This is a genomic window from Mesorhizobium sp. M7A.F.Ca.CA.004.06.1.1 (assembly GCF_003999135.1).
In the GTDB taxonomy this organism is placed as follows: domain Bacteria; phylum Pseudomonadota; class Alphaproteobacteria; order Rhizobiales; family Rhizobiaceae; genus Mesorhizobium.
The window spans coordinates 1-10361 of record NZ_RZPQ01000131.1; the positions used below are offsets into that span (position 1 = coordinate 1).

Below are 10361 nucleotides of genomic sequence, written 5' to 3' on the forward strand. Positions count from 1 at the left end.
CATCCGCACTATACGCGGCCGCAGGAGTTCGAGGGCCGTGAGATTCCCGAGGTGCTGGTTTCCGGCAACCACAAGAAGATCGCCGCATGGCGTCGGGCGGAGTCAGAGAAGCTGACGAAAGAGCGGCGTCCGGATTTGTTGGGCGCCGCCGCTCACCCTTTCCAAAAGTAATAGAAAGCCAGAAACAGACCGACAGCGACGACGAAGCCGCGCACCGCGTTTTGTGGCACGCGCTTGGCGATCCAGACGCCGGCATAGCCGCCGAGCGCGCCGCCCGGGATCATGATGATCGCCTGCGGCCAGGCGACGACGCCGCCCGAGACGAAGACGACGATAGCGACCGCCGCGATGACCATGGCCAGCATGTTCTTCAGCGCGTTCAGCCGGTGATAGTCGCCGGCCTGGGTGAGGCCGAGCGTCGCCAGCATCATCACGCCCATGCCGGCGCCGAAGAAGCCGCCATAGATGGCGGTGAGAAACTGCGCCAGGGAGCCGGCGAGCGAGCCCACCGCCGCTTCATGACCGGGCTTCGGCACTGGTTTCAGCCAGGGGCCGGCTGCGAACAGGGCTGTCGCGGCCAGGAGCAGCCACGGCACCAGAGCGCGAAACGACGGATTGTCGAGCGCCAAAAGGATCAGCGCGCCGGCCAGTGCACCCACGGCCGAAATCAGGCACAGCAGCAGCGCGCCGCGCCAGAAGTGCCTGATATCGGCCGAGTAGGCGAGGGTCGAGGTGATGTAGCCTGGAAATTGCGTCACCGAGGAGGTGGCGTTGGCGACGATCGGCGGCAGGCCGACCAACGTCATGGCGCCGAAGGTGATGAAGGTGCCGCCACCGGCGACCGCATTGGCGGCGCCTGACAGAAAGCCCGCCAGAAACAGCAGGATGGCATCGAAGACAGACATGAATTGCGGCCGCTCAAAACTGTGTTATTTCAGGCTTAGAAAGCCTGAACGACCGGCGCAACCCGGCACGGCAGGATTACGATGGTGCCATGCGAGCAGAAAATGCGCTGCCAAGGCGTGACAAAGCGGCGAAATAGCTGTATGTGCCCGCCCGTACCGGCCAGAAAGAATCTGCCGGACCCGTCAACAATGACGGTGTAGTCGCCCCTGCTGGATGTTTCAAAGACAAATGTCTTGGAGACAAAAGGCATAGCCAAGCGGTCAATGGAACTGCAAGGCGAGTGTCGGACGCTCTGACTGTCGGAAGAACAAGAAGTGGACTTTTGAGATGGATATTCTCCGTCAGCTCGAGGCCGAACAGGCCGCCAAGATCGAAGCCAAGCGCAAGCTTCCCGAATTCCAGCCCGGCGACACCGTGCGCGTCCAGGTCCGCGTGACCGAAGGCACCCGCACCCGCGTCCAGGCCTATGAGGGCGTCGTCATCGCCCGCGCAGGCGCCGGCTTCCAGGAGAACTTCACGGTTCGCAAGATTTCCTACGGCGAAGGCGTCGAGCGCGTGTTCCCGGTCTACTCGCCGATGGTTGAAGGCGTCGAGATCGTTCGCCGCGGCAAGGTGCGTCGCGCCAAGCTCTATTACCTGCGCGATCGTCGCGGCAAATCGGCCCGTATTTCGGAAAACACCGGCGTGCGCGCCCGCAAGCTGAATGATGAGGAGCGCGATGCGCTGAACGCCGAGAAGGCCCGCATCGAGGCCGAGAAGGTGGCAGCAGCCGAGGCCCTGGCCGTCGAGAAGGCCGCCCAGGACGCCGCCGAGAAGAAGGCCGCCGCCGAAGCCGAAGCAGCAGCCAAGGCCGCCGCGGAAGCGACCCCCGCCGAATAAGGTTTTCGGACATCCCATTCAAAAAGGCGGCTTCGGCCGCCTTTTTCGTTTCACCGGACTGTGAACGCTTTCAGCGCCAGAAACGGGATCCGCTGTTGACGGCACATTATCTTGTGTACTAAATAATCGTGTACAAAGTAATTGGAGATTTGATATGGCACTCTACACCACACAGGCTCACGTCACCGGCGGCCGCGCCGGTCATGGCGAGACCAGCGACGGTCTGCTCAAGGTCGATCTGGCAATGCCCAAGGAGCTCGGCGGGCCGGGGGGCGCCACCAATCCTGAGCAACTGTTCGCAATCGGCTATGCCGCCTGCTTCGAAAGCGCCATCCGCTTCGTCGCGCGCAAACAGAAGCTGTCGCTGACGGATGCCGGGGTAACCTCCACCGTCAGCCTGCTTCCCAATGGCGAAGGCTTTAAGCTCGGCGTCGCGCTCGCGGCGGAAACGAAAGGCCTTGATCAGGCGGCGGCGGAAGCGCTTGTATCGGAGGCGCACAAGATCTGCCCCTATTCCAACGCCATCAGGGGCAATGTCGACGTAGCGCTTTCGGTAAAGGCGGCATGACGGAAAAGACGACAAAGAGCACCAGCGACGTCCCGGCGGAGGCCACCGGGACGTTTCACGTTCCGCGGCTCGACCAGCAGCTGTGCTTCGCGCTCTATTCGGCAAGCGGGCTGATGACGAAGCTCTACCGCCCGCTGCTCGATCCGCTCGGCCTGACCTATCCGCAATATCTGGCCATGTTGGCGCTGTGGGAACGAGCTCCAAGCACGGTTGGCGAGCTTGGCGAAGCGCTTGGGCTGGATTCGGCGACGCTGACGCCGCTGCTCAAGCGGATGGAGGCTGGCGGACTGGTCACACGCCGGCGCGACCCCGCCGACGAGCGCCGGGTTATGGTCGAGCCGACAGCGAAGGGCCAAGCGTTGCGTGAGCAGGCCAAAAGCGTGCCGGCGGCGATGCTTTGCAACCTGCCGCTGGATGCCGACGAGTTGAAATCCCTGCACCGCACGCTGACGCGGTTCGTCTCCGGCTTGCGCAAGGCAGATGCCGGCATCGCGAAGCGGAGCTGATCGCTGCCGCGACACCGTTCAATCCTGAATCCCGGAAATGAAGGCACTGGAATCCGCTTTCGCGCATCCTGACGCAGCGGACCGTCTTGCATGACGCTTGCGGAAAGCTAAAGTCGGCGCCGTATTTTCCTGCAAGCCCGGCCATGTCCGGGTCCGTCAATTTCCGGGGAGTGTGTCATGACCAAATCGAAACTGCTGCTGGCAGGCCTGCTTGCCCTCGTCCTGACGCCCGTTGCCGCCTTTGCGCAGGCGCTGCCCGACCTCGGCGGCAAAAAGGTGGTGGTTGTGACCGAAAACGCCTATCCGCCGCTGCAGTTCATCGATGCCAAGACCGGCAAGCAGATCGGCTGGGAGTATGACGCGATGAACGAGATCGCCAAGCGGCTCAATTTCACGGTCGAGTACCAGAACACTTCCTGGGACGCGATGATCCAGGCGGTTTCCGACAACCAGTACAACATTGGCATGACCGGCATCACCATCAAGGACGACCGCAAGGAGAAGGTCGATTTCTCCGACCCCTATATGCGCTCGGAACAGTTCATGCTGGTGCGCGGCGATGAGAGCCGCTTCACTGACGACAAGACCTTCGGCGACTTCAAGGACGGGCTGATCGGCGCGCAGGCCGGCACCACGCCCTTCTACACCGCCGTCTACAGCGTGCTCGACGGCAATGAGCAGAACCCGCGCATCAAACTGTTCGAGACCTTCGGCGCGACCGTGCAGGCACTGAAATCAGGCGACGTCGATGTCGTTTTGACCGATGGCACCGCTGGCAAAGGCTATGTCGACGCCTCCGAGGGCAAACTGAAACTGATCGGCGGGCCGCTCGGCACCGAGGATTTCGGTTTCATTTTCCCCAAGGGTTCCGACCTGGTGAAGCCGATCAACGCGGCAATCGCTGCGTTGAAGGCGGACGGGACGTTCGATGCGCTGAACAAGAAATGGTTTCTTGATTACAAGATGGGGCAGTGATTTCGCGCTGACTTCGCGCTTGAACGCCCCCCTCTGCCCTGCCGGGCATCTCCCCCTCAAGGGGGGAGATCGGCTCTTTTTTCCGCTTTCGCCAATCACCAAAGTTGTAAAAAGAGTGCCGTCGACGAAGCTGCCAATCTCCCCCCTTGAGGGGGAGATGTCCGGCAGGACAGAGGGGGGCGCCTTGGCGCAATCCTTTTGATGCCTCCCGCCTCTTCGTCCAAAGCCGACTTCCCCTGGTGGCTTGTCGTTGCCGCAGCCCTCGCGATCGCGGTGGCCGTCTTCGTCGCCACCAGCAACCTCTATGCCCAGGTGTTCGCCACGGTCGCCAAGGGCATCGGCGTCACCATCTTCGTCACCGTGATCGCCTTCGTGCTGGCGTCGGCCATTGGGCTCGGCATCGCGCTGATGGGAATGTCCGGTTCGCGCTGGCTGCGCCAGATCGCGCGCTTCTATGTCGAGATCGTCCGCGGCGTGCCGATCCTGGTGCTGTTGTTCTGGATCGCCTTTGCCGGCGCGCCGGCCTTCGTCGCGGCCTGGAACGCGCTGACCGCGCCGCTGCAAAACGCCGGCCTGTTCGGCGAGCTTTTGGTGCGCGACGTGTCGCTGCTCTGGCGCGCCATCATGGCGCTGACCATCGGCTATTCGGCTTTCATCTCGGAGGTTTTCCGGGCCGGCATCCAGGCGGTGGAGAAGGGTCAGATCGAAGCGGCGAAGGCGCTTGGGCTGACACGCGCGCAGCGTTTCCGGCTGATCGTGTTCCCACAGGCAATCCGCACCATCCTGCCGCCGCTCGGCAATGATTTCGTCGCTTTGGTCAAGGATTCCTCGCTGGTCTCGGTGCTCGGCGTTGCCGACATCACGCAGATGGGCAAGGTCTACGCCGCCGGCTCCTTTCGCTTCTTCGAGACCTATTCGATAACGGCCTACATCTATCTCATCCTGACCGTCGGCCTGTCGCTGGCGCTCAGGGCGCTGGAGCGGCGGCTGCGCCGCCAGCACGAGGAATAGTTTTTCGGCCAAGGCAGCGCTACGATCCCCGAGCATTCCCCTTGAGGAGGTCCCCATGATCGTCGACAAAGCCAATGCGGCGCTGGATTCCGTCTATACGGCCGACACGCCGGAAGCGCTTGAGGAGGCCTATGCCGCGTGGGCCGCGACCTATGACAGCGAGACCGCCTCGCTCGGCTACCTCCTGCCTTTCCTGATCACCGCCTGGGTGGCGCGTCATGTGCCGGCGGGCGATGGCCCCTTGCTCGATGCCGGCTGCGGCACTGGCCTGTCGGGATCCTCGCTGAAGGCGCTCGGTTACCGCGACATTGCGGGGCTCGACCTCTCGTACGATATGCTGAAGATCGCCGGCAGCCGCAATGCCTACAGCGACCTGAAGCAGGCAATGCTCGGCGAAACGCTGCCGTGGCCGGACGGCCACTTCCGCGCCTTCTTCTCGACCGGCGTGTTCACCATCAGCCATGCGCCGGCGACAGGCCTGCACGAACTGGTGCGCATCACCCGCCAGGGCGGCCACGCCATCTTCACCGTGCGCGACCAGGTGTTCGAGAGCGGCGGCTTCCAAGCCGTGTTCGACGAGCTGGAGCAGGCAGGGAAATGGCGGCCGATCGAGGAAAGCCCGTGGTTCCGCTGCTATGCGATCGCCGAGCCTGACGCGCTGGTGAAGACGTTTGTGTTTGAAGTGTTGTGACTCCACTTACCTTCTCCCCTTGCGGGAGAAGGTAAAGGCGCTGAACGCCGCAATTGCCGAAAACCCAAAACATTGGTATGAGCCACGCCATGGAAGAGCTTTTTGGCGATCCGGCCTACAAGGGGTTCGTGCTGCAGGACAGGAAACGCCTGCCGTCGCGTTTTTCCGCGCGCGTGTCCGGGGCGCTGACCAGCCGACTACCCTAGGCCGACCTGTTCGGGTCCCTTTCGCCGGGCCTGAGGTCCGGTACCTGCTCTTTCCCATTCTCATATCGACGGATTTACGCACATGAGCGCACCGCGCACCCTCTACGACAAGATTTTCGACGACCATGTCGTCGATCGCCAGGACGACGGCACCTGCCTGCTCTACATCGACCGCCACCTGGTCCATGAAGTGACCAGCCCGCAGGCCTTCGAAGGCCTGCGCATGACCGGCCGTAAAGTCCGGCATCCGGAAAAGACGCTGGCCGTGGTCGATCACAATGTCTCGACCTCGCCCGAGCGCAAGTTCGGCATCAAGAACGAGGAAAGCCGCATCCAGGTCGAGGCGCTGGCCAAGAACGCCAGGGATTTCGGCGTCGAATATTATTCCGAGAACGATATCCGCCAGGGCATCGTCCACATCATCGGTCCGGAGCAGGGCTTTACTCTGCCCGGCATGACCATCGTCTGCGGCGACAGCCACACCTCGACGCATGGCGCTTTCGGCGCGCTGGCGCATGGCATCGGCACGTCCGAGGTCGAGCATGTTCTGGCGACGCAGACGCTGATCCAGCGCAAGGCCAAGAACATGCTGGTGCGTGTCGACGGCCAGTTGCCGGAGGGCGTCACCGCCAAGGACATCATCCTGGCCATCATCGGCGAGATCGGCACCGCCGGCGGCACCGGCTATGTCATCGAATATGCCGGCGAAGCGATCCGTGCGCTGTCGATGGAAGGCCGCATGACGATCTGCAACATGTCGATCGAAGGCGGCGCGCGCGCCGGCCTGATCGCCGCCGACGAGACGACCTTCGCCTATGTCAAGGACAAGCCGCGCGCGCCGAAGGGCGCGTCCTGGGATGCGGCACTCGAATATTGGAAGACGCTGCAGTCCGACGAAGGCGCGCATTTCGACAAGGTGATCGTGCTCGACGCGGCCAAGCTGCCGCCGATCGTCTCCTGGGGCTCCTCGCCCGAGGATGTCGTGTCGGTGCAGGGCATCGTGCCGAACCCGGACGACATCGCCGATGAAAACAAGCGCACCTCCAAGCAGCGCGCGCTCGACTATATGGGTCTGACGCCGGGCACCAAGATCACCGACATCACGCTCGACCGCGTCTTCATCGGTTCGTGCACCAACGGCCGCATCGAGGATCTGCGCGCCGTCGCCAAGGTGGTCGAAGGCAAGACGGTCAGCCCGCATGTCGATGCGATGATCGTGCCCGGCTCCGGCCTGGTCAAGGAACAGGCGGAAGCCGAAGGTCTCGACAAGATCTTTGTCGCCGCCGGCTTCGACTGGCGCGAGCCGGGCTGCTCGATGTGCCTTGCCATGAACGACGACCGGCTAAAGCCGCATGAACGCTGCGCCTCGACCTCGAACCGCAATTTCGAGGGCCGGCAAGGCTTCAAGGGCCGCACCCATCTCGTGTCGCCGGCGATGGCGGCCGCGGCGGCGATCGCCGGCCACTTCGTCGACATCCGCGAGTGGAAGTAACCCGGATTTGAACAGAACCCGAGCCGCGCCCGGCTCGGGTCAGCTCTTTCCGTCGCGGCGGACGAGCTCGTGGAACTCCTCGCGGCGTCCCGGCTGTTCGGCCGCGACCACTAGCGCAAGCTGTTGTTCCTCGAAGAGCTTGAACCATTCGTCCCATTCGACGAGTTCATAGCCTCCCGCATTGAGCGGCCGTTCAGGCTGGTCCTGATCCTGATAGGCGTGCTGGCCGAAGACCAGCCTCAACATGGGCTGCGTCCCCGCTTCCGGCGATATGTCGACGATTGCGGGAAAGCCGGCGCGCCCGGCAGCCCATGAGCGGATCGCATCGTGGTCGGTCAGTGTGATTGTGTCGGCCATGGGTCGCTCCAGATTGTGAACGGAGGAACGCTGACTGGGGACTGCGGTTCCCTGACATTATTTTGAGACGGCGGTCCTGCTTACCGCTTTCGCTTAACCGCTTGTTTGGGCTTGCCCTCTAAGCTCTTCCCTGACGTAAGCCAGGGGAAGTCACAGTCGGTTGGACACGGGTCTGCTCATTGCGCTGCTCAACCCGACGATCGCGCTGGCGCTCGGCGCGGCGTTCCTTGTGCTATGGTCCTATCAGCGCCACCGCCCCTATCTGGCCGTTTTGGCGATCAGCTACAGTCTCTCGGCGGCTGGCTTCCTGCTGCAGTATTTCACCTTGCCCATCGGGATGCCGCTGACCAAGCTTACGTCGAACATCTGCTTCACCATCGCCGCGTGCTGCCTGGCCAGCGCTGTCATCCACCGCTATGGCCGCAAGGTGCCCTATGTGGGGATCGCCGTGCTGGCCGGCGGCGGCCTGGCGTCGTTGTGCTGGTTCCTGTTCGTCGCGCCGGATCTCACCTGGCGCATCCTGGCGATGAATTTCGCATTCGGCGGCATCAGCCTTCTGGTTGCTGCCGAACTGCGCCCGGTGCGCAACAACGGCCCGACCGAAAAAATCCTGTTCGTGCTGTCGCTGCTGTCGGGCGTCAATTTCTTCGTGCGCACCCTTGCCGTCGTCATCGCGCATGGGCCCTTCGCCAGCTATGACGGGTTCTATGGCTCGTCCTACTGGACGACGGCGCTGCTGTCGCACGCGCTGCTCTCGCTGCTCATTGCGTTGTGCCTGTTTTCCGCCGCGGCACTCGACGTGTTGAAGGCATTGAAGACCGAGACCTATACCGACCCCCTGTCGGGCCTGCTCAACCGGCGTGGCTTCGAGGAACGCGGCATGCGGCTCTTGCAGCACTGCGCCTCGGCCCGGTTCCCGGTCGCGCTGGTGTTGGCCGACCTCGATCACTTCAAGGCGCTCAACGATGTGCATGGGCATGGCGCGGGCGATCGCGTGATCGCCGACTTCGCCGCCAAGCTTCGGTCGGCGGCCGGCGCGCGCGGTGTTGCCGGGCGTATCGGCGGCGAGGAATTCGCGGTGCTGCTGCCACTCAGCGATCTTGCCGCGGCCCGGCTGTTCGCCGAGGCGGTGCGCACCGTCTATTCGGCCGGTCATGTCGACGGACTTCCCCAGGGAACGAGGGTGACGGCAAGCTTCGGCGTGGCGGCCCGCAGCGGTGGCGAGGCGCTGGAGCCGCTGATGCGCCGTGCCGACGATGCGCTCTACAAAGCCAAGAAGAACGGCCGCGACAGTGTACGCCTGTCCTATGAGCGGCCGGAAACGGCGTTCCTGCCGGAGCCGCTCAAGACCGGCTGAATCTGCCCGGACGGGACGGCGTTAACGTCTTCTTCGCCCGTCGATGATTAGCTGTCGGCGCGGGTGCGGGAGAACATGAGCGGCGCCAACTTCATCCTGTTGATCAATCTGTCGGTTGCCGGCCTGCTGGCGGCATCCTTCATGGCGGTCGCCTTCCACGATGTCGGCCGCGCGCCGGCGCGCTGGCTGGCATTTGGCTATCTGCTGGGCATGGCCTATTCGGCCATCGAATTCTCCATTCCCGCTTTCTCCGACGCGCGGCTCCCGGTCGTGGCCGCCTTCGCGGTTTTCCTTGCCGCCACCATTGCGTTCAATGGCGGGCTTGCCCGCAAATACGGCGTGGCACTGCCCTGGAAGCCGATGCTGTTGTTCCTGTTGACCACCACCATAGCTGTGTATTTCGTGCAGGATCTGCCCCGCCAGTCGCTGATCCGCATCATGGCTTACCAGCTTCCCTATGCGGTCATGCAGTTTGTGGGGCTGGCCATTGTCTGGTCATCGAGGCAAAAGCTTGCCCGTCTCGATCGCATGTTGATGGCCGTGCTGGCGGCGAGCGGTCTGCAGTTTGCCTCCAAACCGTTCATCGCGCATGCGCTTGGCGGCTGGGGCGCCAATCCGCAGGCCTATCTGCAAAGCAACTACGCGCTGGTGTCGCAATCGCTCGGCACTGTCTTTGCGCTGGCGCTGGCGCTGCTGATGCTGGCCATCCTGGTTCGCGACGTGCTCGCCGAAGTGACGTCGAAGTCGGAAACGGACACGCTGTCGCGTCTGCTCAACCGCGGCGGCTTCACCCGGCATGCCGAGCTGGCGGTGCTTGGCGCGATGCGGCAAGGCGTGCCGGTCGCGCTGGTCATCGCCGATCTCGATCATTTCAAGAGCGTCAACGACAGTTTCGGCCATGCGTCAGGCGACCGGGTGATCGAGACTTTTGCAGGCTTCCTGCGCGAAGCTGCAGCCGCGCATCACGTTGCGGGTCGGATTGGCGGCGAGGAGTTCGCCATCATCCTGCCGGGGACCAACCTTGCCGCGGCGCGGCTGTTCGCCGAGGGGACGCGCAGCGCCTTTGGCGGGCTGCCCATCGACGGGCTGCCGGCAGACAACCGCTGCACCGCGAGCTTCGGCGTCGCCGAACTTCATCCGAGCGAAGACTTTGCCGATCTGATGCGGCGCGCCGACCAGGCGCTCTATCAGGCGAAGAATGCCGGGCGCGATTGCGTGCGCGTCTCCGCCGGACCGGCCGGCAACTGGTCGTCAGCCGGAATGGAAGCCAGAGCAATTTCAGGAAAAGTGTGAAACGGTTTTCCCGGGAAAGCGCATAGCGCTTTCCCTTGGGAAATTGCGTCCAAACAAAGTGTCTAGCGGCAGGGGCTGAGTTCGGGCATCTCGCCGTCGGAGAGACCGTACATATAGGAG

General features: G+C 63.4%; 11 protein-coding genes and 1 pseudogene. 10 read left to right on the plus strand and 2 right to left on the minus strand.

The window, feature by feature from the left end; translation table 11 throughout:
- Positions 1 to 171, plus strand: a pseudogene (locus EN906_RS10930) (tRNA (guanosine(37)-N1)-methyltransferase TrmD); the annotation flags it as partial.
- Here EN906_RS10930 and EN906_RS10935 read toward each other — a convergent pair.
- On the minus strand, positions 153 to 905 hold the full coding sequence (locus tag EN906_RS10935; RefSeq protein WP_127267362.1) for a sulfite exporter TauE/SafE family protein: 753 nt from the start codon (positions 903 to 905) through the stop codon (positions 153 to 155). The pseudogene EN906_RS10930 and the gene EN906_RS10935 overlap by 19 nt on opposite strands.
- Positions 906 to 1233: 328 nt before the next feature.
- On the opposite strand from EN906_RS10935, the gene rplS reads away from it, so the two are divergent.
- The 7 genes from rplS (at position 1234) to leuC (ending at position 7234) form a co-directional block, all read left to right on the plus strand.
- Positions 1234 to 1785 (plus strand): 50S ribosomal protein L19, encoded by a 552-nt coding sequence (gene rplS / locus EN906_RS10945; RefSeq protein ID WP_013528861.1) that lies wholly within the window; start codon positions 1234 to 1236, stop codon positions 1783 to 1785.
- A gap of 154 nt (positions 1786 to 1939) precedes the next feature.
- Positions 1940 to 2353, plus strand: a complete 414-nt coding sequence (locus tag EN906_RS10950; protein WP_127267363.1) for an organic hydroperoxide resistance protein — start codon at positions 1940 to 1942, stop codon at positions 2351 to 2353.
- Positions 2350 to 2859, plus strand: a complete 510-nt coding sequence (locus EN906_RS10955) for a MarR family transcriptional regulator (protein ID WP_127267364.1) — start codon at positions 2350 to 2352, stop codon at positions 2857 to 2859. Before EN906_RS10950 ends, EN906_RS10955 begins: the two co-directional genes overlap by 4 nt.
- 177 nt (positions 2860 to 3036) lie before the next feature.
- The gene (locus EN906_RS10960; protein WP_127267365.1) at positions 3037 to 3834 is read left to right on the plus strand and encodes a basic amino acid ABC transporter substrate-binding protein; all 798 of its coding nucleotides are present in this window, start codon (positions 3037 to 3039) and stop codon (positions 3832 to 3834) included.
- Between the two features lie 201 nt (positions 3835 to 4035).
- On the plus strand, positions 4036 to 4845 hold the full coding sequence (locus tag EN906_RS10970; protein ID WP_127267366.1) for an amino acid ABC transporter permease: 810 nt from the start codon (positions 4036 to 4038) through the stop codon (positions 4843 to 4845).
- A 55-nt stretch (positions 4846 to 4900) separates the two neighbouring features.
- Positions 4901 to 5536: a class I SAM-dependent methyltransferase gene (locus EN906_RS10975; protein WP_127267367.1), complete on the plus strand. Its 636-nt coding sequence runs from the start codon at positions 4901 to 4903 to the stop codon at positions 5534 to 5536.
- Between the two features lie 288 nt (positions 5537 to 5824).
- Entirely contained in the window at positions 5825 to 7234 is a 1410-nt protein-coding gene (leuC, locus tag EN906_RS10985; protein WP_127267368.1) for a 3-isopropylmalate dehydratase large subunit, read from the plus strand.
- A 39-nt stretch (positions 7235 to 7273) separates the two neighbouring features.
- On the opposite strand, the gene EN906_RS10990 is transcribed toward leuC, so the two are convergent.
- Positions 7274 to 7591, minus strand: a complete 318-nt coding sequence (locus EN906_RS10990) for a hypothetical protein (protein WP_127267369.1) — start codon at positions 7589 to 7591, stop codon at positions 7274 to 7276.
- Positions 7592 to 7751: 160 nt separating this feature from the next.
- Here EN906_RS10990 and EN906_RS10995 point away from each other — a divergent pair, with 160 nt between their 5' ends.
- Both EN906_RS10995 and EN906_RS11000 read left to right on the plus strand, forming a co-directional pair.
- A complete protein-coding gene (locus tag EN906_RS10995; protein WP_127267370.1) occupies positions 7752 to 8948 on the plus strand; it encodes a GGDEF domain-containing protein in 1197 nt (398 codons plus the stop codon).
- Positions 8949 to 9023: 75 nt separating this feature from the next.
- Positions 9024 to 10241: a GGDEF domain-containing protein gene (locus tag EN906_RS11000; RefSeq protein WP_127270056.1), complete on the plus strand. Its 1218-nt coding sequence runs from the start codon at positions 9024 to 9026 to the stop codon at positions 10239 to 10241.
- The last annotated feature ends 120 nt before the right edge of the window (positions 10242 to 10361 follow it).

Bases quoted from the DNA above. Each gene is read 5' to 3' on its own strand.
- leuC (WP_127267368.1), top strand. From the start codon at position 5,825: ATGAGCGCACCGCGCACCCTCTACGACAAGATTTTCGACGACCATGTC.
- EN906_RS10975 (WP_127267367.1), top strand. From the start codon at position 4,901: ATGATCGTCGACAAAGCCAATGCGGCGCTGGATTCCGTCTATACGGCC.
- EN906_RS10935 (WP_127267362.1), bottom strand. From the start codon at position 905: ATGTCTGTCTTCGATGCCATCCTGCTGTTTCTGGCGGGCTTTCTGTCA.
- EN906_RS11000 (WP_127270056.1), top strand. From the start codon at position 9,024: ATGAGCGGCGCCAACTTCATCCTGTTGATCAATCTGTCGGTTGCCGGC.
- rplS (WP_013528861.1), top strand. From the start codon at position 1,234: ATGGATATTCTCCGTCAGCTCGAGGCCGAACAGGCCGCCAAGATCGAA.
- EN906_RS10950 (WP_127267363.1), top strand. From the start codon at position 1,940: ATGGCACTCTACACCACACAGGCTCACGTCACCGGCGGCCGCGCCGGT.
- EN906_RS10960 (WP_127267365.1), top strand. From the start codon at position 3,037: ATGACCAAATCGAAACTGCTGCTGGCAGGCCTGCTTGCCCTCGTCCTG.
- EN906_RS10955 (WP_127267364.1), top strand. From the start codon at position 2,350: ATGACGGAAAAGACGACAAAGAGCACCAGCGACGTCCCGGCGGAGGCC.
- EN906_RS10990 (WP_127267369.1), bottom strand. From the start codon at position 7,591: ATGGCCGACACAATCACACTGACCGACCACGATGCGATCCGCTCATGG.
- EN906_RS10970 (WP_127267366.1), top strand. From the start codon at position 4,036: ATGCCTCCCGCCTCTTCGTCCAAAGCCGACTTCCCCTGGTGGCTTGTC.